The following is a 23,470-nucleotide window of genomic DNA, read 5'->3' as shown; positions in this document are numbered from 1 at the left end:
AACCTTCTTGCTGATGATGGCAGGAAGGTTTTTTCGTGTAGATAAAGCAGTGACATGAAATTTAATACGGATCGGAGGGAAAAAAGGGAAGGGGCATCCGGTGATTTTGGTAAAATTGCTTTCGAATAACAGAGGGGAAGGTATCCATGTGATTATCCAAAAAGTGTTCGACCAAATATCGCTCAACAAGTCCGTGAGACATCGTTAGCTCTCCCCACCACTCTGTTTCATATCGGCAAAGCATGCTGAGTAAATATAGCAGCAAGTAATGACTGGCCCATTCAGGAAGAGGTAGAGAAGAGGCAGAACCATTCCAAAAGAACAGGACGTTCTGATGTAAACGAAATAACGGGTGTTGATCCAGTTCAGACAGGGCACACTGAGGAAGGGTCAGTTCCTTTCTGTTTTTGTTATTTGCCCAGGAGGGCTTTTCCAAATTACAAACAGATGGAGCTAGCCTGCAAATGTACTGAATGAAGGTCTCGGTTGAATAGGATAATGGCCCGTCCGTTTTTTCAGGAAAGGTAATGCGAACCAAATCACTCTGACTTATATGCGCAATCTTTAGCGTTAACCAGTTACGTGGTTTATCCGTAGCAATTCCGTAACTATCGCTCACGCTGGGGATAGATGAAAATAGGTCATGGACTGAATAGCGGTCTTGTAACGGCGTAAGCTGGAATACGTGAGCTAATTGTGCAAAAAAACCTTCCTTTTGTGGACGAACCTCATCCTCCATAAGTATATAGGCGTTTCTTTTGAGCTTTCGTGTCGTGACACCATGTTGCAGAACACGACTGTTTTGGGGATAATACGGATCACGAGTCAATAACATCGCCTTTAACAAGTGAGTGCAGCCATAAAACAGCAGCAATGGCTGGATGGACAAGTCAGCAACAGCGGAAGTGGAATAAAAATGTCTGGCTTGTCTCCAGAGATACAGGAAACGCGAGCTTTGTTGAAATGCTAGTCGCTCGGCATGCTCAGCACCCATGTTATGATAGCAGGCAGCCAAGTATTTACGTGCAGTTGGTTCTGTCTCAAAATAGCGTAATGTCTTCCAAGCGTTATCCATGTTACCCACCTTTACCAACTTTCGTAATATGGTTAAGTTTCCCTAATTGTTTTTTGATTTATCTGTCTAATGCATTCTATAACCGAACATTATACTCATTTCTTGACAGTAAATTAAGCAGTTTGTTAAACTGTCTTAAACTATTCGCCGAGAGGAGCTTTCAACTGTGCGGGAAGACAAATTTGTTAAAGAGGGCTTAACGTTTGACGATGTATTGCTCATTCCAGCAAAATCTGAAGTTTTGCCAAGGGATGTTGATTTGCGAGTACAATTGAGTGAGAATGTGAAGCTGAATATTCCTCTGATCAGTGCTGGGATGGACACCGTAACGGAGTCTGGACTTGCAATCGCCATGGCTCGCCAAGGTGGTATCGGGATTGTCCATAAAAACATGACCATCGAGCAACAAGCAAGCGAAGTAGATCGTGTAAAACGCTCTGAAAGTGGCGTTATTACCAATCCATTCTCTTTGACCCAAGAACATACCGTTGAAGAAGCGAATGCTCTCATGGGGAAATATCGTATCTCCGGTGTTCCGATTGTGGATGCGAATCAAAAACTGATTGGAATTCTCACCAACCGCGATCTGCGCTTTGTGCATGACTTCTCCATGAAGATTAAAGAGGTTATGACCAAAGAAAATCTGGTGACGGCTCCTGTTGGTACTACACTGCAACAGGCAGAATTGATTCTGCAACAACATAAGATTGAAAAGCTCCCATTGGTGGATGAGAATAACACCCTGCGTGGACTCATTACGATTAAAGATATTGAAAAAGCAATCCAATACCCAAATGCAGCAAAAGATAACCAAGGCCGCTTGCTGTGTGGTGCTGCTGTTGGGGTATCTGCAGACACGTTTGAACGTGCAGCAGCACTTGTACAAGCTGGCGTGGACGTTTTAGTCATCGATACGGCTCATGGGCATTCCAAAGGCGTAATTGAAACGGTAAAAGCAGTTCGCAAAGAATACCCAACGCTCACCATCGTCGCAGGAAACGTTGCAACCGGACAAGCTACTCGTGATCTGATTGAAGCTGGTGCATCTGTGGTGAAGGTTGGTATCGGTCCTGGTTCCATTTGTACAACTCGTGTTGTAGCGGGTATCGGGGTTCCGCAAATTACAGCGATCCACGATTGTGCACAGGTAGCTCGAGAGTACAATATTCCAATTATTGCCGACGGCGGCATTAAATACTCCGGTGATTTGCCAAAAGCAATTGGTGCAGGTGCTTCAGTGATCATGATCGGAAGTCTGTTCGCTGGTACAGAAGAAAGCCCAGGTGAATTCGAGATTTTCCAAGGGCGTCGTTTCAAGGTATATCGCGGAATGGGATCGATTGGCGCGATGAAAGCCGGTAGTAAGGACCGTTACTTCCAAGAGAACGCACAAAAGCTCGTTCCGGAAGGGATCGAAGGCCGTGTTCCTTACAAAGGCCCGTTGGCGGATGTCACGTATCAGTTGATTGGTGGACTGCGTGCAGGTATGGGATACTGCGGAGCGAAGACCATCGAAGATTTGATTCAAAACTCCCAGTTCGTTCGTATTACCGGCGCTGGCTTGCGTGAAAGCCACCCACACGATGTACAAATTACTAAAGAATCACCTAACTACTCAATTTCCTAAGCGAAAAATGATACGGAAGACCTACGTCCCCTTTCTTTTATAAAGAGAGGGGATTTTTACTAGCTACTAACATATGGAAATAGGGGGAATCTTGCTTCAAGCCACCCTGCAACCTATGGTACACTTACAATTGTGTGCTTGTTTCATAAAAAATGAAATCGACAGAAATAGGAGAGTGAGAGATTACATGAAGCGAAAGACATGGACAAAGCGATTGACGGGTCTGTTCCTTTCTGTCGCTGTTTTTGCTACAGCAATGGGAGGAATGGTTTCAAAGGTGGAAGCTGCCCCTGTAGCATCTCAAGCGAATCTACAACTGGAAGCGAAGTCAGCCATTCTTGTTGAGGCATCGACGGGAAAGGTTCTCTATAGTAAAGATCCTGACGTAGCACTTCCGCCTGCGAGTATGAGTAAAATGATGACCGAATATCTGGTTCATGATGCCATCAAGCAAAAGAAAATGAAATGGGATGATGTCGTCCCTGTAAGTGAATATGCGTTTTATATCGCTAAAATTTCTGATTCGTCTGGTGTGTATTTGAATTTAGGCGAATCCTTTACGGTTAAACAATTGTACGAAGCGATGGCAATTGTATCGGCCAATGACGCTACTGTACTTTTGGCTGAGCATATCGCAGGCAGTGAGGCAGCCTTTGTTGAACTGATGAACAAAAAGGCAGTAGAGCTTGGTATGAAAAATACTTCGTTCGTCACTTCAACTGGTTTGCCAGCCGATGAGTTAGGTCCATACTCAGTTCAGACCGATCAAAAAGAAAACCTGATGTCTGCTCGTGATTCAGCGATTCTTGCCCGTGCGCTGATTCACGATTTTCCGGATGCGTTGGAGACCTCAAAAAAACCAATCTTCACCTTCCGTACAGGTACACCAAATGAGTGGACAAAGAAAAACTATAACTGGATGCTGCCTAGTCTGATCAGTTACTACCCAGGTGTAGACGGATTAAAAACGGGGCACACAGATGCAGCAGGTTTTTGTTTTACAGGTACGGCTGTTCGCGACAACATGCGTTTGATTAGCGTCGTGATGAAAGCAAGCACCGAGTCAAAGCGTTTTGCTGAGACGAGAAAACTGTTTGACTACGGTTTTGGCAATTTCAAACTCACAAAACAAATGGACAAGAATGTACCAGTCAAAGGATTTGAAACAGCTCCTGTGAAAAACGGTGTAGAGGTAACTGTACCAGTCGTTACAGGCAGTGAAGTAAATATGATCACCAAAACCGGTACGGATGCAAAATACACGCCAACGGTTACCTTCCAGGAGCTAACCGCACCGATTCAGCAAGGACAAGTTGTCGGTAAGATCGTTTTGAAAGAAGAAGGTATGAAGGAATCGGATTACTTGCAGCCTGAAGACGCAGCAAAAGCAGGCGTGGATATCGTAGCAGGGCAGGCAGTAGAGGAAGCGAGCTGGATTCGTCTGTTCTTCCGTAGCATCATAGAGTTTTTCAGCAATTTGTTTAGCAGTGGAACCGGAAATTAAATAACTATTGTTTTCCCCTACATCTATCGTTTACAATGACGGTAACAGGAACCATAACACCGCATAACAGTTTCGGTTCTGACTCATGATGTAGGGGGTATTTGTAATGGTACAAGTAGGAACGTCCCGCGTTAAAAGAGGTATGGCTGAAATGCAAAAAGGCGGCGTCATTATGGACGTCGTGAATGCTGAACAAGCGAAAATTGCAGAAGCAGCGGGTGCTGTTGCTGTAATGGCTTTGGAGCGTGTACCGTCTGACATTCGTGCAGCTGGTGGAGTTGCGCGTATGGCTGACCTTGGCATTGTAGAGGAAGTACTGAATGCTGTTTCGATCCCTGTTATGGCAAAAGCTCGTATCGGTCATTTTGTTGAAGCGCGTGTTCTCGAATCTCTGGGTGTAGATTATCTCGATGAGAGTGAAGTGCTCACTCCGGCAGATGACTTGTATCATATCAATAAAAAAGAGTTCACTGTCCCGTTTGTATGTGGCGCCCGTGATCTGGGTGAAGCCCTCCGCCGTATTGGGGAAGGTGCATCCATGATCCGTACAAAAGGTGAGCCAGGTACCGGAAACATTGTAGAGGCTGTTCGTCACATGCGCACGATGATGTCCCAAATCCGCAAAGTGCAAGCCATGTCCTACGATGAACTGATGGCGGAAGCCAAAAACCTGGGTGCCCCATACGAACTGCTTGAAGAGGTACACAAAACAGGTAAGCTGCCAGTCGTAAACTTCGCAGCAGGTGGAGTAGCAACACCAGCAGATGCTGCCCTGATGATGCAACTCGGTTCCGATGGCGTGTTTGTTGGCTCTGGTATCTTTAAATCAGAGAATCCAGAGAAGTTTGCTCGCGCGATTGTGGAAGCGACTACTCATTACACGGATTACGAACTGATTGCTCGCGTATCCAAAGGCTTGGGGACGGCAATGCCAGGAATCGAAATCTCAAAAATTCGTGAAGCTGATCGCATGCAAGAGCGCGGCTGGTAAGGTGAGTAGCATGAAAATCGGCGTACTCGCTCTACAAGGAGCTGTAGCAGAACATCTGCGAATGCTAGAAGAGGTTGGTGCCACAGCTGTCCAGGTCAAACGAGTAGAAGAACTGGATGACCTTGATGGACTGGTCATTCCTGGCGGAGAAAGCACCACGATTAGCAAGCTGATGCACAAGTATGGATTCATGGAGGCGGTTCAAGAGTTCGGTAAGGCGAATAAGCCGATCTTCGGAACTTGCGCAGGAGCGATTCTTCTGGCGAAACGGATTCAAGGACAAGACGATTACCATTTAGGCTTGATGGATATCAAAGTGGAGCGGAATGCTTTTGGTCGCCAAAAGGAGAGCTTTGAAGTCTTGATGCCTGTTTCCGATGTGGGGGCAGATTACCCGGCAGTGTTCATCCGGGCACCGTATATCATGGAAGTGGGAGAGAACGGTAAAGTCTTGGCTAAGCACGAAGACAAAATTGTTGTCGCCCGAAGCGGTCACTATTTGGCAGCAGCCTTTCACCCTGAATTGACCGAAGATACAAGACTGCACAAATACTTTCTCGACATGGTTAAGGAATACAGAAGCTAGTTGTCATACCGGAAGATCGGGCCCTTAAAAAGGCGCCGATCTTCTTTTTTCTGTAAAGATCGAGGTGGGGTGGTCTTTACATACGTATAGAACCTGTAGTACAGTTAACAATAATAGTATTCATGAATGAGAATGCGATGATGAGAACAAGTACTTCACAAGAACCAGGCCTAGAGAGTCGGTGGTAGGTGCGAACCGATCCGGTTATGTGAGGGAATCCATCTCGGAGTGGCAAAGGAACAACAACTTTGTCCGGAACCGTCCCGTTATGACGGAAGAGTGGACATATGCACGAAGGATTACTGCATGTGTCAACGAGGGTGGCAACGCGGGTATACAACACTCGTCCCTTACCAGGGGACGGGTGTTTTTTGTTTTTTTTCAATACGATTCGGAGGGATTTACACATGTTGGACGTAAAAGTATTACGCCAGGATCTAGAAGAAGTAAAACGCCGTTTGGCTCACCGTAATGAAGATATTTCTGCGTTGGATCAATTCGTAGAAGTAGATGAAAAGCGTCGCGAAGTCATCCAAGAAGCAGAAGCGTTGAAAAATAAGCGTAACACGGTATCCGAGCAAGTAGCGGTTATGAAACGCAATAAGGAAAATGCAGACCATCTGATCGCGGAAATGAAAGAAGTAAATGAGCGCATCAAGGCTTTGGATGAAGAGCTGCGCCAACTGGATGAACAGCTGGAGTTCATTTTGCTGAGCCTCCCGAACCTTCCACATGAAAGCACGCCGATCGGTACGACAGAAGACGATAACGTGATTGCCTGGACATGGGGAGAGCCACGTGCGTTTGACTTCGAGATTAAGCCTCACTGGGAGCTGGCTAGCCAAGCAGGCATCCTCGATTTTGAAACCGCGGCAAAAGTAACAGGAAGCCGTTTTGTTTTCTATAAAGGCTTGGGCGCACGTTTGGAGCGCGCACTGATGAACTTCATGATGGATTTGCACTCGAACGAGCATGGCTATGAAGAAGTGATCCCACCTTTTATCGTCAACCGTACGAGCATGACGGGAACGGGTCAATTGCCTAAGTTTGAAGAGGATGCATTCAAAATCGAGGGACCAGATTACTTCCTGATTCCAACGGCAGAGGTGCCAGTCACCAATATGCATCGTGATGAAATCATGGATGGAGCGGATCTCCCTCGCTACTACACTGCTTTCAGCGCATGTTTCCGCTCGGAAGCGGGTTCTGCCGGTCGTGATACGCGTGGGTTGATTCGTCAGCATCAATTCAACAAAGTTGAGCTGGTGAAATTCGTGAAACCAGAAGAGTCTTATGACGAACTCGACAAGCTGGTGAAAAACGCTGAAAAGGTACTTCAACTGCTTGGACTACCATACCGTGTTCTTAGCATGTGCACAGGCGATCTTGGTTTTACGGCTGCGAAGAAATTCGACATCGAGGTTTGGATTCCGAGTGGCGACACGTACCGTGAGATTTCGTCTTGCTCGAACTTTGAAGATTTCCAAGCACGCCGTGCCAATATCCGTTTCCGTCGCGATACGAAATCGAAGCCGGAATTTGTGCATACATTGAATGGTTCTGGTTTGGCGATTGGACGTACAGTAGCAGCGATCTTGGAGAACTACCAAGAGGCAGACGGAGCAATCGTGATTCCAGAAGTTCTTCGTCCATACATGGGCGGAGTAGACAAGATCGCACCGAAGTAATAACCGAGAGATTTAAAAAGCAGCTCTTGATCCATAACGGGTCAAGGGCTGTTTTATATTGTGTACTAATACAGACGAAATTTTTTAAAAAACGTGTTGCACTGTACTAATCTCTGTTATATAATAAAAACAAATTTTAAGAATATTGTTTTAATACAGAAATGGAGGAATGGAGAATGGACTGCTATCGGTGTGAAGGAAACGGAGAACAAAATTGCCCAAGATGTGGAGGCGTTGGTCGTGATGCCAACGGAGCGGCTTGCCATAAGTGCTTGGGAGACGGGCATGTATGCTGCAGTCATTGTAGTGGCAGCGGGTATCAGGAGTAAGGACATTTTTTTTGTCACTACTGTTATATAATAAAAATAATTTTATCAATCTGTACCATAATAACTTTGAATTGAGGGAGGAGGAGCTGTTTTGACTACCGTACCAACGAATCCATATCCGCTGGAGGTGCAGATTTCCGGTGAGATGCACCCTGGTTATCAAGATATCCTGACACCAGAAGCGATTCAATTCGTGATGAAGCTGGAGCAAAGGTTTGGCGACAGACGACAACAATTGTTGGCGAAACGCGTGGAGCGTCAATTGCAAATCGATGCAGGTCAACTGCCGGATTTTCTACAGGAAACAGCGGACATTCGTAAAGGAGATTGGACTGTTGCTCCATTGCCCAAAGATTTGCAGGACAGACGGGTGGAGATTACAGGACCTTCGGGTGACCGAAAAATGGTCATCAATGCACTGAACTCGGGTGCTCGGCTGTTCATGGCTGATTTTGAGGACGCGAACTCACCCACCTGGGAGAACACCATCCAAGGCCAAATCAACATGAAGGATGCAGTACGCCGCAATATCTCTTACATCAGTCCACAAGGCAAATCATACACCCTCAATGAAAAGACAGCGGTTTTGATCGTGCGTCCTCGTGGCTGGCATCTTGAAGAAAAGCACATCCTCCTCGATCAAAAGCCGATCTCCGGCAGCCTGCTTGATTTCGGACTTTACTTTTACCACAACGTAGATGCTCTTATCGCGAATCAGACAGCACCGTATTTCTACTTACCGAAACTGGAGAGCCACTTGGAGGCTCGACTCTGGAACGACGTCTTCCTTTTCGCGCAGGATGAATTAAATATTCCACGCGGTACAATTCGGGCGACAGTACTGATCGAAACAATTCTCGCAGCTTTTGAGATGGATGAGATTCTGTATGAGCTGCGCGAGCATAGTGCAGGACTGAATTGCGGACGTTGGGATTACATTTTCAGCTATATCAAAAAGCTGCGGAATCAGCCTGATGTGATTACGCCGGATCGTGCGCAAGTAACTATGACCGTTCCGTTCATGAAAGCATACACCACGCTGGCCGTGAAGACTTGCCATAAACGGATGGCGCCTTGCATTGGTGGAATGGCGGCACAAATTCCGGTGAAAAATGACCCGGTACAAAATGCTGAAGCCATCGCCAAAGTGCGGGCTGACAAAGAGCGGGAAGCGTACGATGGACATGATGGGACTTGGGTTGCTCACCCTGGGCTAGTACCAGTAGCTATGGAAGTGTTCGATCGCCTGATGAGAGAGCCGAACCAAATTTGGTACAAACGTGAAGACGTAGACGTATCTGCTAGTCACCTGCTGGCAGTCCCAGAGGGCACGATTACAGAAGCGGGCGTCCGTACGAACATAAGCGTAGGCTTGCAGTACATCGAGGCTTGGTTGCGAGGCTCTGGGGCTGTGCCGATCAACAATCTGATGGAGGATGCGGCTACAGCAGAAATTTCGCGGGCACAGGTCTGGCAATGGATGCGCCATCGTCACGGAGTCTTGCAGGATGGTAGAAAGGTGACGGAAGGCTTGGTGAAGCAGTGGCTGAGTGAGGAGCTGCAAGCGATCAAGCAAGTAATTGGTCAGGAGAGGTACGACAACAGCAAGTATACGATTGCAGGTGATCTGTTCTTGCAATTGGTAACGACAGAAGATTTTGAAGACTTCCTAACGGTACCGGGTTATCGCTATTTGTAAAAATAAAAAGAGTGGGGGAAATGAAAATGACGAAAGTAAACAAGCAAGACGCGATTCAACAGGTGGAGCAAAGCTGGCAGGGGGAGCGGTTTCAAGGGATTACACGCCCGTATACGGCAGAAGATGTCGTTCGTCTGCGCGGTTCCGTACAAATCGAGCATACGCTAGCTCGTCTGGGAGCAGAGCGTCTGTGGGAACTATTGCATACCGAGCATCATATTAAAGCGTTGGGGGCTTTGACCGGGAATCAAGCGATTCAGCAGGTAAAGGCAGGATTAAAAGCGATTTATTTGAGTGGCTGGCAGGTAGCGGCCGATGCCAATCTGTCTGGTCAGATGTATCCTGATCAAAGCCTCTACCCGGCAAACAGTGTTCCACAAGTCGTAAAAAGAATTAATCAGGCATTGCAACGGGCGGATCAGATCGATCAATCAGAGGGAGGTACCGACACGCATTGGTTTGCTCCGATCGTAGCAGACGCAGAAGCAGGCTTTGGTGGGCCACTGAACGTCTTCGAATTGATGAAGGGTATGATTGAAGCAGGCGCAGCAGGCGTGCATTTTGAAGACCAGCTCGCTTCTGAGAAAAAATGCGGCCATATGGGCGGAAAGGTACTCATTCCGACGCAGGCAGCCGTACGTAATCTGATTTCCGCCCGATTTGCGGCAGATGTGATGGGAGTCCCGACAATTATCGTAGCGCGTACCGATGCCAATGGCGCTTTCCTAATCACCAGCGACATCGACGAGCAGGATAAACCATTCCTGACGGGTGAACGAACAGCAGAAGGATTCTTCCGTCTACGCGGCGGATTGGATGCAGCAATTGCGCGTGGCCTTGCGTACGCTCCCTATGCAGATTTGATCTGGTGCGAGACTTCTGAGCCGAATCTGGAGGAAGCACGCCGTTTTGCAGAGGCGATTCATGCCAAATACCCGGGTAAGCTGTTAGCCTACAATTGCTCTCCTTCTTTCAACTGGAAAAAGAAGCTGGATGAACAGACCATCGCTCGCTTCCAGGAAGAGATCGGCGAGATGGGCTACAAGTTCCAATTTGTCACGCTCGCTGGCTTCCACTCCCTGAATTACAGCATGTTTGAACTGGCGCGCGGCTATCGTGACCGCGGAATGGCTGCTTACTCTGAATTGCAGCAGTCTGAGTTCGATAGCGAAGTCCATGGCTATACGGCCACTCGTCATCAGCGTGAAGTGGGTACCGGGTATTTCGATGAGATTGCGCAGGTCATCTCTGGCGGCAATTCCTCTACGACTGCCCTCAGCGGGTCAACGGAAGAGGAGCAATTTGCTCACAATTAAAGAGGAAAAACGAAGGCCTAGGTGGTTCTCTGGTATTCAGAGGGCCACTTTTTGCGTTCACTTCTATTTTTCATAGAGTCTTAATAGCTTTTTAACAACGCATTTATATCAGTTTCATTTTGATTGTTTACGATTGGGTTAGAAAAAGCCAAAAGACCAAACACAAATAAAAACGAAAAGGGGCCTTAAAGATGAGAGGGAACCAGTTAAGCTGGAAACGAACCGTTGTTGTCATGACATCTGTTTTTCTGCTTGCGGGATGTGCCACCGAGACGAAATCAGGTACTTCTCTGGATACGTCGCAATTGACCCTGGATCAAATCGTGGAAAAAGCGAAGCGAGAGGGAGAAGTCAACTCCGTGGGTATGCCAGACACGTGGGCAAACTGGGGGGAGACCTGGAGCAATCTCGGAAAAGAATACGGCTTGAAGCATACCGACACAGACATGTCGAGCGCAGAAGAATTGGCTAAGTTTGAAGCAGAAAAAGAAGACGCTACTGCAGATATCGGTGATGTAGGTATCGCTTTTGGACCGTTAGCCAAGCAAAAAGGGCTGACGCTGCCTTACAAAACCTCTTACTGGAACGACATTCCCGACTGGGCAAAAGATGATGAAGGGCATTGGTTGCTAGGCTATACTGGAACGCTGGCCTTTATCACTGACAAGACAAAGGTGCAAAATCCCCCGAAATCCTGGGCAGATTTGAAAAACGGAAGCTACAAGGTCGCGATCGGCGATGTCATGAAAGCGAACCAGGCGCAGTTTGCCGTTTTGGCCGCCGCCTATGCTAATGGGGGAGATGAGAAAAATATTCAGCCCGGCATTGACTTTTTCGCTGAATTGGCCAAAAGCAAACGGCTCAGTACGAGCGATCCGAGCCTTGCCAATCTAGAAAAGGGTGAGGTCGAAGTCGCAATCTTGTGGGACTTCAATGCGCTCGGGTATCGGGACAAAATCGACAAAAACCGCTTTGATGTCCTCATCCCGGAGGAAGCATCAGTCAGCAGCGGGTACGCTACAGTAATCAACAAGTACGCTAAGCACCCACACGCTGCCATGCTGGCTCGTGAATATATTCTCTCCGACGCTGGACAGTCCAATTTGGCTCGCGGCTATGCACGACCGATTCGCGCCAACGCCAAGCTGGATGAATCCGCTAAAGCCATGCTGCTCCCCGATGATATGTATAAAAACGCACGTCCGGTGGGCGATTTGAATGCTTGGGAAGAGACGGCTAAAAAGTTGCCGCAGTTATGGCAAGAGAAGGTGTTAATCCATGTGCGCTAGCAAGCTCGCCATGATTGTGCTCGACGGATTGAGATTTGACACAGCCGTCTCGCACATGGGGTATCTGCATCACCTAGTCGAATACGGCATTGCAGCCCGTTTTCAGGTGAGATCGGAATTGCCCAGTCTGTCTCGTCCTTTGTACGAGGTTCTTTTAACGGGAACTCCTGTGTGGAAGAACGGTATTTCTAGCAATCAGACGGTTCGGCTTTCGCATCAGGAGAGTCTCTTTCACCTGACGCGGAAAAACGGGATGTCCAACGCTGCTGCCGCTTATGGCTGGGTAAGCGAGCTATATAACAAGGCTCCATTCAATCCGTTTCACGACCGAATCCAATTGAACTCCGACAAGCCGATACAAAACGGGATGTTCTACTGGGAAGATCACTATCCGGATACACACTTGTTTGCTGACGCCAACTTTTTGTTGAATGGATACAATCCAGATTTTCTTTACGTCCACTCCATGAATATCGATGATGACGGACATAAGTATACGGCTGATTCCGCACGATATCGAAATCGCGTTCTAGCGGCAGATTCGATACTGGCAAATGTGCTTCCTACGTGGATCGATGCGGGTTATCAAATCATCGTGACAGCCGATCACGGGATGACAGCCGATGGAAATCATGGTGGCACTTCTAGCGCTGACCGGGACGTTCCCTTGTTTGTCATCAGCAACCTGATATCTCCGGGTATTCGCGAGGAGGCAATTCCGCAATTGCAGGTGGCTCCGCTTGCCTGCCATTTGCTCGGCATCTCACCCTCGAAGGAGATGCAGCCATTGAACGTATGAGGGCTGAGCAAGACGTCTCCCTAAGGGGGCGTCTTTTCCTCTAAGAAAGGAGCTTTTGCGATGAAACGATTTGTCAGTATGTTTTGGGTCACGACGATTCCGTTCTTTGCAATGATCGCTCTGTTTCTTCTCGTCCCGTTGCTTTCCATGATTGGAGGGAGCTTTCAGGCCGAGGGGGGCGGCGGTTTTACCATGAGTCACTATCGTGAGATTTTTTCAAATCCGTATTACTTGCAGGCTTTTGAGAACAGTGTGCTCATCTCGTTCCTGTCTGCCCTCATTGGAATCGTCGTTGCTGTTTTTGCCACCTATGCGATTACCCGTTTCCCACAGGCTCTGCAACAGCGAGTGCTTGTCATTACCAATCTAACCTCCAATTTTGCGGGGATTCCGCTCGCTTTTGCCTTCATTGTCCTGTTGGGAAACAGTGGATTGTTTGTTTTGCTAGCGAGGCAACTGGGGATTGATTTTGGTCAGTCCTTTACTCTGTATTCGTGGAGCGGCTTGACGCTTGTGTATATTTATTTTCAACTGCCCCTGGCGGTAATGCTTTTGTATCCCCTGTACAACGCCATTCAGAAGCAATGGATGGAAGCGGCCGAGCTGCTTGGGGCAAGTCCATGGAAGTTTTGGCTGAGAATCGGGTTTCCGGTACTCCTTCCGGGTATCGTCGGCACATTCAGCATTCTGTTTGCCAATGCAATGGGTGCCTATGCTTCTGCCTACGCGCTCACCGGGAGTAACTACAATCTGGTGCCCATTCGGATTGGTGCGCTAGTATCTGGCGACATTTTTGCAAGACCCGAGCTAGGTAGCGCACTCGCAGTACTGCTTGGCCTGACGCTTGCCGCCGCCCTGATCGTGAACGAGTGGCTGACGCGGAAGATTCGGAGGGATTTATCTTGAAGCGGATCAGTTTGCCATCCTTGTCGTTTGCGTTGGTCATGCTGTATTTGTTTTTGCCAGTAGCTGCTACCATCCTTTACTCACTGGCAACAGAGTGGAATAGCACGGTTTTGCCGGAAGGACTCACAGGAAAATGGTTTGCGGAGCTGTATGCAGATCCCCGATTCTTGCAGGCATTCGGGCGTTCCTTTCTGCTCAGCTTTCTGACGACAGTCGTTGCCGTCGTCATTATTGTTCCTGCTGTATTCTCCATTATCGTCTACGCTCCCCGGATGGAGAGGCTGGTTCAGATTTTGGTGATGCTGACCTATGCCGTTCCGGGTGTCATTATGGCGGTCGGGTTAATCCGGACTTATTCAGGAAACGGAATTCCCATGGTGATCATCACAGCGGGAGCGTATTTGGTCGGTTTGCTTCCGTATCTTTATCAGGGAACGCGCAATAGCCTGCTTGCCATGCAGGCGCGTTCGTTGATGGAGGCAGCCGAGCTATTGGGCGCGAGCCACTGGCAGGCGTTCGTACGGATTATCGTTCCGAATATCATGTCTGGAATTTTCGTGTCCTCACTCTTGTCGTTCTCCATTTTGTTCGGTGAATTCGTATTGATTAACATCCTGGTGGGGGGAAGGTATGAAACCCTACAGATGTATCTGTACGCCAAGCTATCGTCAAGTGGACATGTCGCCAGCGCGATTACGGTCACTTATTTTGTCCTGATGGCTATTATCACTGGCCTGGTTGTAAAATTCACGCGCCGAAGCTTCGCACGCAAGGAGGTCCCCTGATGAGTTACGTCCAAATCGAACACTTGTCCAAAACCTTTCACGGTCAACACGTGCTGCAGCAACTCGATCTTGCGATTGAAAAAGGCGAGCTGGTTACCTTGCTTGGCCCTAGCGGGTGTGGCAAAAGTACGCTGTTACGCATCCTCAGTGGTTTGACGGCTCCTGATACAGGCATGATCTACATTGACGGCAAAGATGTGACGGACGTGTCGCCAAAAAACAGGCAGATCGGCATGGTGTTTCAATCGTATGCGCTCTTTCCCAATCTTACGGTCAGTCAAAACATTGCCTTTGGCCTTGAAATGAACAAAATCTCGAAAACGGAGATTCGTCTGCGTGTCCAGGAAATGATTGAGCTGGTGGGATTGGTGGGAAAGGAGCAGGCTTACCCACGTGAATTGTCTGGTGGTCAGCAGCAGCGTGTCGCACTCGCCCGTTCTCTGGTCACCCGGCCAAAAGTGCTTTTGCTGGATGAGCCGCTTAGTGCGCTCGATGCCCAGATTCGTAAAAATTTGCAAAAGCAGCTACGCACCATCCAACGTGAGTTAAACATGACGACTGTGCTGGTTACTCACGATCAGGAAGAAGCCATGGCTGTCAGTGATCGCATCTACATCATGAATGGCGGACGAATCGTTCAGCACGGCAGTCCTCAAGAGATTTACACGCAACCTCGTTCTGAATTTGTCGCTCGCTTCATTGGCAATTACAACGTGCTGACTGCCGAACAGCTTACCCGAATTACGCCTAATTTGCCTAAGCCGGCAGTTGAACGTTTTGCAATCCGTCCGGAGACGTTTCGTGAGCAGCCTTTGAATGGGGAGGACATCTGTTTGACCGGGAATATCGCTCAGGTAACCATGCTCGGAAACATTACCCGTTATGAGCTGAATATTGGTGATGTTCCTATACTGGTGGACACTCTTCACTTGTCCTTTGAGCAGGAGCAGATAGGCACAACAAAAACATTGTATGTAAGTCCCAAGGATGTGATTCCGCTTTATGACACTATTGCCTGAAGAACGACAGCAAGTGATTCTCGACGAATTGAACCGTCACGGTAAAATTCAGGTGATGAGTCTAGCTAAAACCCTGGCAGTAACACCGGAGACCATACGACGTGATCTGGACCAGTTGGAGCAGCAGCGTTTGTTAAAACGAGTGTACGGAGGAGCGATCCCTTATCATTTGGCGAAACGCGAGCCGCATTTTGAAAAGAAACAGGCGATCCAACAGACGGCAAAAACGAAAATCGGGCAGATCGCGGCAGAACTTTTGTCTGACGGGGATACTATCGCGCTCGATGTCGGGACGACAACACTGGAATTGGCACGTGCTATCAAGGGCCTCAATCAATTAACGATTGTCACGAATTCGCTCCCTGCCGCTTCTTTACTAAACGAGCTGTTGGAAGTCAATCAATTCAATGGTCAGATCATTATGCTGGGGGGGCTGACCCATCCGGCCCAAAAATCGGTTGCTGGGGCGTTTACCTGCGAGCTGCTCTCTCGTTTTCATTTTGATAAAGCGTTCATTTCTTGTGGAGGGATCACGGCTGATGGCTTCACCGATTATGATATGGAAGAAACGCTGTGCTCGACCATGATGGTACAGCGATCAGAGCAAGTCTATGTATTGGGAGACAAATCGAAGATCGGCCAAACGCAGTTTTTCCGTATTTGCGGCTGGCAGGATGTCAGCGCGGTTGTTTGTGACCAGCCGATGCCGGATGAATGGCTATCGTCTGGTATGCAAACTACCTGGATAAGCGAACATCCGGGAAGGAGAGATTTCACATGTTGATCGACTATCATCTTCATCTAGAAGAAGGGCCTTTTTCATTGCGTTGGCTTGACCGTACCAATATGGCCCTCGACCATTTTTATCCGTTAACTGAACCTCGACATACCCGGGCCTGGCTACTGGGTAGTCTTGCGCGATTAAATAACCGCATGTCTTTGGGGGCATACGACCCATCATGGATCGATCTGTATTTACGTGAAGCGTTAAACAAAGGCTTGAAGGAAGTGGGGATCGTCGATCATTTATACCGCTTTCGTGAAGCCCGTCCTTACTTTGAACGGTATATGGAGCTGGGGGACACCGAGTTGGGTCGTTTGCAGCGAACGTGGCTTGATCAAGTATGCACTGAGAGCCTCAGTGACTTTTGTGTCGCTATTGAGGAAGCAAAGCAGCGTTGGTCGGCAAGCGGTGTGGAGTTACGGTTGGGGATCGAAGCGGATTACTTTATTGGCGGGGAGGCAGAATTGGAAAGCTTGCTCGCAGGTGCTTCGTGGGATTATGTGATCGGTTCCGTTCATTTTTTGCAAGGATGGGGCTTTGACAATCCCGATACTCGCCATCTGTTTGAGCAGTATGACCTGAAACAGCTATACGCGGACTTTTTCCACACAGTTGAGTCCATGATCAGGAGCAACTTGTTTGATTTTGTTGCCCATCTGGACAATCTGAAAGTGTTCTCCTATCGTCCAGAGGAATTGGGGCTTGTTCCTTATTACCACCGAATCGCAACTGCTTTGAAGGAAACGGATACAGCGACCGAAATCAATGCGGGCTTGTACTACCGCTATCCTGTTCAGGAAATGTGCCCGAGTCCCGCCTTCCTCGACGTTTTGGTGGCGCATGGTGTTCCACTGACACTTTCGTCCGACGCGCACTTTCCCGATGATATTGGCAGATATGTAGCGGTGAATCTGGAGATCCTCGATTCAATGGGGGTAACGGAGATTGCCACTTTTTCCGGTCGTCAACGGATCATGAAGCCAATCTACTATGCTTGACTGTGAAAAACAGCATGTTTTGAACAAAATAGGATTGAGATGCAAAAGACCTTGGAATGCCAAGGTTTTTTTGTTGTCTTTAGATCCGACTTGTATTTGCCGAAAAATGGATAAACACATATAATAAGAATGTAGGTGCGGCGTCAGAAGAAGTCTCTTTGTCGCAAATCATACTTGTCCCCGTAGCTCAGCAGGATAGAGCAACGGTTTCCTAAACTGTAGGTCGGAGGTTCGAATCCTCTCGGGGACGCCATCGTTATTAAATCAACGTTTATAGCCCGTTAGTCTATCGGTAGGCTACTCCGTTAGCACACAGTTTTATTACCGTAGATGGGCGCGACTGTATGTACGCTTTCTCACGTTCTTGGCATCGAGTCCAACGTGAGGAGGCGTTTTTGTTTTGGCAGATGCTCGGAAAGGCAAAGCAATCGTAAGGCAGCGGCAGCGCGAATCGAGTGAGATGCGCCGATATGACTATACGATCGACCAGGCGTTTGAATTATACTTATCGCTGAAAAAGGCGGAAGGCGTGCGGCCTAGAACGTTCGGGGAATACGAACCGATAATGCGTCAATTTCGCAAGTGGCTGATTCGCGAGTTTCCTAGTACGACGTTGGTGAGCGACGTATCTACCGGAATCATTCGCAGCTATATCGTGTACATACGCGAAGAACACGTTAATGAGCGGACAGGAGAGGTAGGGCTTTCCCCGTACACGGTGAACGTACGAATTCGGTTCCTGAAAGCGTTCTTCAACGCACTTTTTCGCGAGGAAATTGTCGACGCGAACCCAATGAATAACGTTAAGCTGATGAAGGTGGACGAAGATACGTTCGATCCGCTTACTGACGACGAGGTCGAGCGTTTGCTCGCAGTTCCTGACACGAAAGAGTACGCACAGTGGCGCGATTTAGCGGCTATGTACCTGATTTTGGATACCGGAATGCGCGTTACGGAGGTATGCGGGCTAGAGATAACGGAGGTAGATTTCAAGTCGCGGACTATAACGCTACCCGCATCGAAAAACAAGAATAGGCGACCGAGAGTCCTTCCACTATCGAACACTGTTGCGAAAATGCTGTACGAGCTTGTTACGGAGAGTAAAGCGTACTTCAATTCGGAGTATGTGTTCCTCACTAACGCAGGACTACAGTACCAACCGGACACTTTCCGGCGACGATTGCACATGTATAAGGAAAAGGCGGGCATCGACAAGAAGGTCACACCTCACGGACTGCGCCACCTATGGACGCGCAATTTCCTAATGAACGGCGGAAATGTGTATATTGCGCAGCGCATCCTCGGCCACCAATGCCTGTCTACCACGCGTAAATACTTTCAGATGACAGAAGACGATCTAAAGGAGCAACACGCACAGTATTCACCAATAATGAGACTTCGCACAGGTAAACGACGCTAGTCTTAGGTGGCTGTGACCCTAGCCAAATGCCTAAGAGGATACGCGGACGACTAAATGATGATAGTGAGCACAATAACAACAATCGGAGGGAATGCTATGGGAAAACGTAAGGAGTGGCAGATTGAGTTCAAGACTGTGAAGGACCCTAATCGGGACTATTCGCATGAAGAGATATTTGACGCGATTTCATTTGCTATAGACCTACTATGGGAGGATGTTCTTTACGTAACCAGCTTACCAGACAATAAGACCGGTACAGATCGGAAATCGGAGTCTATCGCGGAAAATGACCGCAAAACGATGTCGTGACGCGGTTTTAACGATTTATACATTGCTTTACGATCATGCGGTTTCGTGCCGCTAAACGACGCTAGTCTATGGACTGGCGTTTTTTTGATTGTGCGCTTTAGTCCGGTGAAGCAAATGCCGGTCGCGAGCCGGGGAATCCGCGCCACTATCGTGTTTTAACGTGATAAAGCGATGGCGCACGGTTGAACAATTCCGCACAAAATGGCCGTTTTCATCCGCTGGAGGCTCGGGATGGACGTACGCCTTCGCACCTCGGGTATCAACGAAAAAGACGCCATTTCTGACGTCTAACGTTCGATACCTCGCGCAGCCAACTCGCGATATAGCGATGATCGGCCGATTTTGGTTACGTCGCATATGTAACTTACGGTGTCTCCACGCTTGTACATTTCGATTGCCTCGTTTAAGCCCGCATGCTTATCCGTATACTTCTTGACGCGTCCGGTGTACTTACCCGCCTGTTTCGCGAGCTCTACGCCATTACGCTGTTTCTCCTTTATGTACGCGCGATCCAGTTCGGAGAATCCGGCCATGACCGTTAGGATGAACTTTCCGGTCGGCGTCCGTGTATCTATGTTCAGATCGAGGACTACGAAGTTTATGTCGCGTTCCTGGAACTCTTCGACGAGCTGTAGCATCTGTAACGCATTCCGTCCGAAACGATCCATACGGGTGACTACGAGTGTATCACCGGGCTCCATACGTTCTATAAGGGCGTCCAGTACGTTCTTTTTCTTCGCGACTCCTATTACCTTCTCCTGTACGATCTCGTCGACTCCTGCTCGTTGTAGTTGGTCTAGTTGTGTGTCGAGGTTTTGGTCCTTGTCTGATACACGCGCATATCCATAGATCACGGCAATTCGCCTCCCACATCATTTGCTTATAGTGTACCGTATATTTTGGGATATGTAAATGGGACGGTACGAACCATTGATACTACGTTATGCCGCGAGTGTACCGTTTGGGTGTACCCTATTGGGACGATTTGCCCCAAGGCGGGGGTCCGATACCTGTCGGTCAGAGCCATATAGGTCGCGCGGCACCAAAAATGACTCGGGGTGCAAAAATTCGCGCACAAAAATTTTATCTCTTGGGTCAGTTGTCTGGTTGCACAAAAGACGAGTGTTCACCTTAAACACGCGTTATTATGGTATAATTAGGAAATTAATGCAAGTGGGGGTTCGTCATGAAGCGGTCATTGTACATACTCGCAGTTCTCGTGATACTAACGGGATGTAGCGAGTTTAAGGACACGAACGGAAATTTGGAATCGTTACCGGAGAGTCTCAAGCAGAGCATAGAATTGGGAAGCACAGACGAGCCCGCCAAGCCTGTGGAAGCTCCGCCCAAGACCGCATCCGGATCAGAGTTTACAGTCAAGTCCATCGCAGGTAAATCGGAAGCAGACATAACTGCGATGTTCCGCGTACCCTATGCGACAGAAACCGGTGAATGGACGTCGTTATCTACGGAAGAGAAGACGCCTTTTGTGCGCAATTCATACGAAACACCGGTAGGCGCCTTGTCCGTTATGTTTATCGAAGGGGTCGCGGCCAGGATCGAAGTACGCCCGTCTGAGGCATTCAAGTATCCGGATGACGCGATAAAGGCGATGCGTGCGGTTGGGTTAACGGTAGAGGACGGGTTGAAGCCGGAAAGGGAAAATCCGCTGTATCTCGACTTCGGTCGCGTGGACGACTTCTATAACGTTCGTGCGGTAAAGGACGTTGGGGGGAACCCGGAGAATGTCGGTTACGTGAAGATCGTTACCGAAGATCGATTCAAATAAACAAACAAAAACCGCTGTCCTTCATTACGAGGGAGAGCGGTTCTTTTTATTCCTCCGGGGACCCCGGCACATATTCGAGTACATCCTGGATCGCTATTTCTCGACCAGTCATTTTGCCAATAGTATCGAGAATCTTATTAAACGTTCTTAGGTCGATCCTCTTTGTTTCGTTATCAAACATCTCGTAGACGGCGTTAGGCCGTACTTTAGCCTCGCGTGCAATTGCGCCTCGAGTTAACTTCTCATTATCGGGCCTGCCATCGTTGTATTCCTCTAATAAAGCATCGATTTTTATCTTAATCATCTGCTTCCACCTCTCTTTAATTATACGAAATATCAGCCGACGAAAACAAGCGTTAAATTTTTTGCGAAAAACATTTGACGCTTAACGTTAAACGATATAAACTATGGTCATAAAGTGATTAACGAAAAACGATAATCAAATTACGGTAAGGTGGGATCGAGCATGAGATTGAAGGCAGGGACATACCAGCGCTTGTCACTCCGTACGCGGTTGCGATTGTTAATAGCGCTCGTGGCCGAGCAAGAACAGCGGAGGAAACGCGGATGAGAGCCATCACACTACGGTTTTACGATGACGAGGCTGAGGATTACTTTACGGCGACAGGGTGGCTTATCGACGACTGGCATTGTCTTTACGTAGCCAGCGAGGACTATCTGCCGAACCAGACACTGTACTGGTGCCGCGTTAAGAAGGCGGGAGATTATTACGAGTCAGACCTGCGCGAGCGACCGCTATTCGAAGGGCCGGAGATTACTGAGCATATAGTACAAGCCTTCGTAGATAAACTCGCCAGCATCAGCGGACTCGACATGATGCGCGAGTACCTCAACTATTCGATATACGGTCATTACTTCAAATACCACGAGATGTTGCCGGAACAGTTCCGGAGCCAAATCCAAGGAGGAATTTAATCATGAAGAATGTGAAGATTTTGGTGTCCTACGATGATACAGATCAATCAATTGTCGCGGATATCTTCGATGGGATACTAATCTCCGACCGATACGCAATTACCTACGATAAAATGTCACTTGCCTTCGCAACGGTAACGCCGGTTTATGGGCACAAGGGGGTTTACTCTACGGACGCGGAGCTATTCGAGATAGAGGTCGGAGATGATTTTGATATATCGTCTCTTTACCACTTCGGCCTCACGGAGTTTTTAATGTGCATTGCGGAACATAACGTGATCGTGAAAGACATGAACGCATAAATACCGCTTGCCAATGAAGTTGTCGGCGATAGGCGGGCCGATAACGGAGGGGTCTCGTTTCGCGCCAACGGAATGGGATCGAATAGTCAACGAAAGCGCCGCGCCAACGGCGTTTATTTTTTTTTGTCCGGAGAGTGTGCGAAATGGATTTACGTACGGATAACTACGTAGAGGGTGTGCAGAAACAAAACTCGAGCGTCTTGTTAAGTAGAGGGTGCGCGAAATAGGCGATCGCATCCGGTAATCTCTATGACGGCGAAATAATTTTTGTGGAGAGTGTGCGAGATTTAAATTCGCCCGTTTATCTAAGTAGAGGCGTAAATTAGGTAACCGCTCCCGTCAAACTTGGTGAGGGAGGAAAAAGATTTTAACAAAACGTGTGCGAAATCATTTTACGTACGAATAACGGAGTAGAAGGACAAGCGGCACGAACCGATCGGGCCAAAACTAACACTATGGGAGAGATGATGAATGGGTAAAACACGTTATTTTGCTGCGGGGGAAATTTGCGGGTGCGGAAGTGAACACATTTATCGCGTTGATATTGTTTCTGCCGAAAATGACAGAACGTTTGACCAACTGAAGGAGTCGATTCCCGATCTCTTACACGAACTAAATTCACAAGAGGACCTCATTGAAGCATTACTTGATGTCCAGTTCGCTATGATGGAGAACATCGAGGACCTTGAACGTGAAGCGGGCGCAAATCTTAGGCAACTCCATATAGAGCGTGGAATAGGGGCAATAAACGATCCAGAGTCAGGTTGGACATTGTACGGAGCGCTTGAAAAAATAGCGGGCGAAGGTATTGTTCCGATTTTTGTATGGGCAGACGACCTCGAAGAGGCTGCGGAGTTACTGACGGAAGAGACGGAGGACTGGGATTGGCTAGCTCCTGTAGACAGCAACGGTCACTTCGTTCAATTCTAAAAAACCACGCCGTTAAGCTGGCGGGCTCGCGGCGTGTTCCTACGGTAAATAAACGATTGTACTACGATTATAACACCGCTGGTTCCGTTTGTGAGCTGGCGGTTTATTATTGCGCGTCCTATCGACCGCGGCTCCGCCTTGTCGAGCGCTTTCCTTCGCGTTCCGCTCAGTCAATCGCAGTCATCATCTTATCGCGATGGTAGTTACATGTACATTATTCGCGAGTAAATAGAAGGGGGCCGGAGCGGTAGTGACGGCAGCTAGGAGGGCGTGGTTCCCGACGACGCTTGCACTTAGTTACGCAATTGACCTGCGTAAAAATCGTAAAAAAACCAGTAATGGCGCGGTTTCTACGCGTTATTCCTTAAAGAGAAAAACGGGAAAACGTT

24 protein-coding genes, 1 tRNA gene and 1 other annotated feature are annotated in these 23,470 nt (G+C 48.2%); of the genes, 22 read left to right on the top strand and 3 right to left on the bottom strand.

Features of this window, described 5'->3' with window-relative positions; translation table 11 throughout:
• Nucleotides 1–61 precede the first annotated feature (61 nt).
• A complete protein-coding gene (locus tag ODZ53_RS25950; protein ID WP_372681062.1) occupies nt 62–1,075 on the bottom strand; it encodes a YaaC family protein in 1,014 nt (337 codons plus the stop codon).
• Between the two features lie 166 nt (nt 1,076–1,241).
• Here ODZ53_RS25950 and guaB point away from each other — a divergent pair, with 166 nt between their 5' ends.
• The 18 genes from guaB (at nt 1,242) to ODZ53_RS25860 (ending at nt 19,124) form a co-directional block, all read left to right on the top strand.
• Nucleotides 1,242–2,702: an IMP dehydrogenase gene (gene guaB / locus ODZ53_RS25945; protein WP_199928703.1), complete on the top strand. Its 1,461-nt coding sequence runs from the start codon at nt 1,242–1,244 to the stop codon at nt 2,700–2,702.
• A 187-nt stretch (nt 2,703–2,889) separates the two neighbouring features.
• Nucleotides 2,890–4,206, top strand: a complete 1,317-nt coding sequence (locus tag ODZ53_RS25940; protein ID WP_372681060.1) for a D-alanyl-D-alanine carboxypeptidase family protein — start codon at nt 2,890–2,892, stop codon at nt 4,204–4,206.
• Between the two features lie 106 nt (nt 4,207–4,312).
• Nucleotides 4,313–5,197, top strand: coding sequence for a pyridoxal 5'-phosphate synthase lyase subunit PdxS (gene pdxS / locus ODZ53_RS25935; RefSeq protein WP_064202291.1), 885 nt, complete (start codon nt 4,313–4,315; stop codon nt 5,195–5,197).
• A gap of 10 nt (nt 5,198–5,207) precedes the next feature.
• On the top strand, nt 5,208–5,783 hold the full coding sequence (gene pdxT / locus ODZ53_RS25930; RefSeq protein ID WP_372681057.1) for a pyridoxal 5'-phosphate synthase glutaminase subunit PdxT: 576 nt from the start codon (nt 5,208–5,210) through the stop codon (nt 5,781–5,783).
• Nucleotides 5,784–5,911: 128 nt separating this feature from the next.
• Nucleotides 5,912–6,137, top strand: a binding site (T-box leader).
• Nucleotides 6,138–6,190: 53 nt separating this feature from the next.
• Nucleotides 6,191–7,471 carry a serine--tRNA ligase gene (serS, locus tag ODZ53_RS25925; protein WP_012683800.1) on the top strand — a complete coding sequence of 427 codons (1,281 nt, stop codon included), beginning with the start codon at nt 6,191–6,193 and terminating at the stop codon, nt 7,469–7,471.
• A 192-nt stretch (nt 7,472–7,663) separates the two neighbouring features.
• Nucleotides 7,664–7,831, top strand: a complete 168-nt coding sequence (locus tag ODZ53_RS25920) for a hypothetical protein (protein WP_242466764.1) — start codon at nt 7,664–7,666, stop codon at nt 7,829–7,831.
• Nucleotides 7,832–7,891: 60 nt separating this feature from the next.
• Entirely contained in the window at nt 7,892–9,499 is a 1,608-nt protein-coding gene (gene aceB, locus ODZ53_RS25915) for a malate synthase A (protein WP_372681055.1), read from the top strand.
• Nucleotides 9,500–9,525: 26 nt separating this feature from the next.
• Nucleotides 9,526–10,815, top strand: coding sequence for an isocitrate lyase (gene aceA / locus ODZ53_RS25910; protein ID WP_064202286.1), 1,290 nt, complete (start codon nt 9,526–9,528; stop codon nt 10,813–10,815).
• A gap of 191 nt (nt 10,816–11,006) precedes the next feature.
• The gene (locus ODZ53_RS25905; RefSeq protein WP_372681052.1) at nt 11,007–12,104 is read left to right on the top strand and encodes an ABC transporter substrate-binding protein; all 1,098 of its coding nucleotides are present in this window, start codon (nt 11,007–11,009) and stop codon (nt 12,102–12,104) included.
• Nucleotides 12,094–12,903 carry an alkaline phosphatase family protein gene (locus ODZ53_RS25900; RefSeq protein WP_372681050.1) on the top strand — a complete coding sequence of 270 codons (810 nt, stop codon included), beginning with the start codon at nt 12,094–12,096 and terminating at the stop codon, nt 12,901–12,903. Before ODZ53_RS25905 ends, ODZ53_RS25900 begins: the two co-directional genes overlap by 11 nt.
• Before the next feature lie 60 nt (nt 12,904–12,963).
• Nucleotides 12,964–13,809, top strand: coding sequence for an ABC transporter permease (locus ODZ53_RS25895; RefSeq protein ID WP_372681048.1), 846 nt, complete (start codon nt 12,964–12,966; stop codon nt 13,807–13,809).
• Nucleotides 13,806–14,594: an ABC transporter permease gene (locus tag ODZ53_RS25890; protein WP_012683806.1), complete on the top strand. Its 789-nt coding sequence runs from the start codon at nt 13,806–13,808 to the stop codon at nt 14,592–14,594. The genes ODZ53_RS25895 and ODZ53_RS25890 overlap by 4 nt, the downstream gene beginning before the upstream one ends.
• Nucleotides 14,594–15,613, top strand: coding sequence for an ABC transporter ATP-binding protein (locus ODZ53_RS25885; RefSeq protein ID WP_372681046.1), 1,020 nt, complete (start codon nt 14,594–14,596; stop codon nt 15,611–15,613). The genes ODZ53_RS25890 and ODZ53_RS25885 overlap by 1 nt, the downstream gene beginning before the upstream one ends.
• Nucleotides 15,597–16,397, top strand: coding sequence for a DeoR/GlpR family DNA-binding transcription regulator (locus tag ODZ53_RS25880; RefSeq protein ID WP_372681044.1), 801 nt, complete (start codon nt 15,597–15,599; stop codon nt 16,395–16,397). Before ODZ53_RS25885 ends, ODZ53_RS25880 begins: the two co-directional genes overlap by 17 nt.
• Nucleotides 16,391–17,395 carry a histidinol phosphate phosphatase domain-containing protein gene (locus ODZ53_RS25875; protein ID WP_372681042.1) on the top strand — a complete coding sequence of 335 codons (1,005 nt, stop codon included), beginning with the start codon at nt 16,391–16,393 and terminating at the stop codon, nt 17,393–17,395. Before ODZ53_RS25880 ends, ODZ53_RS25875 begins: the two co-directional genes overlap by 7 nt.
• A 176-nt stretch (nt 17,396–17,571) precedes the next feature.
• Nucleotides 17,572–17,648, top strand: a tRNA-Arg gene (locus ODZ53_RS25870).
• A 147-nt stretch (nt 17,649–17,795) separates the two neighbouring features.
• Nucleotides 17,796–18,815, top strand: coding sequence for a tyrosine-type recombinase/integrase (locus ODZ53_RS25865; protein WP_372681040.1), 1,020 nt, complete (start codon nt 17,796–17,798; stop codon nt 18,813–18,815).
• Nucleotides 18,816–18,911: 96 nt separating this feature from the next.
• Nucleotides 18,912–19,124: a hypothetical protein gene (locus ODZ53_RS25860; RefSeq protein ID WP_372681038.1), complete on the top strand. Its 213-nt coding sequence runs from the start codon at nt 18,912–18,914 to the stop codon at nt 19,122–19,124.
• 287 nt (nt 19,125–19,411) lie between these two features.
• Here ODZ53_RS25860 and ODZ53_RS25855 read toward each other — a convergent pair whose 3' ends face one another.
• On the bottom strand, nt 19,412–19,978 hold the full coding sequence (locus ODZ53_RS25855) for a recombinase family protein (RefSeq protein ID WP_372681036.1): 567 nt from the start codon (nt 19,976–19,978) through the stop codon (nt 19,412–19,414).
• A 332-nt stretch (nt 19,979–20,310) separates the two neighbouring features.
• Here ODZ53_RS25855 and ODZ53_RS25850 point away from each other — a divergent pair, with 332 nt between their 5' ends.
• Entirely contained in the window at nt 20,311–20,913 is a 603-nt protein-coding gene (locus ODZ53_RS25850) for a hypothetical protein (RefSeq protein WP_372681034.1), read from the top strand.
• Between the two features lie 46 nt (nt 20,914–20,959).
• On the opposite strand, the gene ODZ53_RS25845 is transcribed toward ODZ53_RS25850, so the two are convergent.
• On the bottom strand, nt 20,960–21,217 hold the full coding sequence (locus tag ODZ53_RS25845; RefSeq protein WP_258022523.1) for an XRE family transcriptional regulator: 258 nt from the start codon (nt 21,215–21,217) through the stop codon (nt 20,960–20,962).
• Between the two features lie 263 nt (nt 21,218–21,480).
• Here ODZ53_RS25845 and ODZ53_RS25840 point away from each other — a divergent pair, with 263 nt between their 5' ends.
• The 3 genes from ODZ53_RS25840 (at nt 21,481) to ODZ53_RS25830 (ending at nt 23,081) form a co-directional block, all read left to right on the top strand.
• On the top strand, nt 21,481–21,849 hold the full coding sequence (locus ODZ53_RS25840; RefSeq protein ID WP_372681032.1) for a hypothetical protein: 369 nt from the start codon (nt 21,481–21,483) through the stop codon (nt 21,847–21,849).
• A 2-nt stretch (nt 21,850–21,851) separates the two neighbouring features.
• Entirely contained in the window at nt 21,852–22,151 is a 300-nt protein-coding gene (locus ODZ53_RS25835; RefSeq protein WP_372681030.1) for a hypothetical protein, read from the top strand.
• 471 nt (nt 22,152–22,622) lie between these two features.
• On the top strand, nt 22,623–23,081 hold the full coding sequence (locus ODZ53_RS25830) for a hypothetical protein (RefSeq protein WP_372681028.1): 459 nt from the start codon (nt 22,623–22,625) through the stop codon (nt 23,079–23,081).
• The last annotated feature ends 389 nt before the right edge of the window (nt 23,082–23,470 follow it).

The sequence above is a fragment of the Brevibacillus sp. BD137 genome, assembly GCF_041644655.1.
Classification (GTDB): domain Bacteria; phylum Bacillota; class Bacilli; order Brevibacillales; family Brevibacillaceae; genus Brevibacillus; species Brevibacillus brevis_D.
The sequence above is the reverse complement of the archived record's forward strand: the minus strand, read 5'-3'. Positions and strand labels throughout refer to the sequence as shown.

Coding starts and splice junctions, on each gene's coding strand:
- ODZ53_RS25950 (WP_372681062.1), bottom strand. CDS start 1,075: ATGGATAACGCTTGGAAGACATTACGCTATTTTGAGACAGAACCAACT.
- ODZ53_RS25940 (WP_372681060.1), top strand. CDS start 2,890: ATGAAGCGAAAGACATGGACAAAGCGATTGACGGGTCTGTTCCTTTCT.
- pdxS (WP_064202291.1), top strand. CDS start 4,313: ATGGTACAAGTAGGAACGTCCCGCGTTAAAAGAGGTATGGCTGAAATG.
- pdxT (WP_372681057.1), top strand. CDS start 5,208: ATGAAAATCGGCGTACTCGCTCTACAAGGAGCTGTAGCAGAACATCTG.
- serS (WP_012683800.1), top strand. CDS start 6,191: ATGTTGGACGTAAAAGTATTACGCCAGGATCTAGAAGAAGTAAAACGC.
- aceA (WP_064202286.1), top strand. CDS start 9,526: ATGACGAAAGTAAACAAGCAAGACGCGATTCAACAGGTGGAGCAAAGC.
- ODZ53_RS25905 (WP_372681052.1), top strand. CDS start 11,007: ATGAGAGGGAACCAGTTAAGCTGGAAACGAACCGTTGTTGTCATGACA.
- ODZ53_RS25900 (WP_372681050.1), top strand. CDS start 12,094: ATGTGCGCTAGCAAGCTCGCCATGATTGTGCTCGACGGATTGAGATTT.
- ODZ53_RS25895 (WP_372681048.1), top strand. CDS start 12,964: ATGAAACGATTTGTCAGTATGTTTTGGGTCACGACGATTCCGTTCTTT.
- ODZ53_RS25885 (WP_372681046.1), top strand. CDS start 14,594: ATGAGTTACGTCCAAATCGAACACTTGTCCAAAACCTTTCACGGTCAA.
- ODZ53_RS25880 (WP_372681044.1), top strand. CDS start 15,597: ATGACACTATTGCCTGAAGAACGACAGCAAGTGATTCTCGACGAATTG.
- ODZ53_RS25875 (WP_372681042.1), top strand. CDS start 16,391: ATGTTGATCGACTATCATCTTCATCTAGAAGAAGGGCCTTTTTCATTG.
- ODZ53_RS25860 (WP_372681038.1), top strand. CDS start 18,912: ATGGGAAAACGTAAGGAGTGGCAGATTGAGTTCAAGACTGTGAAGGAC.
- ODZ53_RS25850 (WP_372681034.1), top strand. CDS start 20,311: ATGAAGCGGTCATTGTACATACTCGCAGTTCTCGTGATACTAACGGGA.
- ODZ53_RS25845 (WP_258022523.1), bottom strand. CDS start 21,217: ATGATTAAGATAAAAATCGATGCTTTATTAGAGGAATACAACGATGGC.
- ODZ53_RS25840 (WP_372681032.1), top strand. CDS start 21,481: ATGAGAGCCATCACACTACGGTTTTACGATGACGAGGCTGAGGATTAC.
- ODZ53_RS25835 (WP_372681030.1), top strand. CDS start 21,852: ATGAAGAATGTGAAGATTTTGGTGTCCTACGATGATACAGATCAATCA.
- ODZ53_RS25830 (WP_372681028.1), top strand. CDS start 22,623: ATGGGTAAAACACGTTATTTTGCTGCGGGGGAAATTTGCGGGTGCGGA.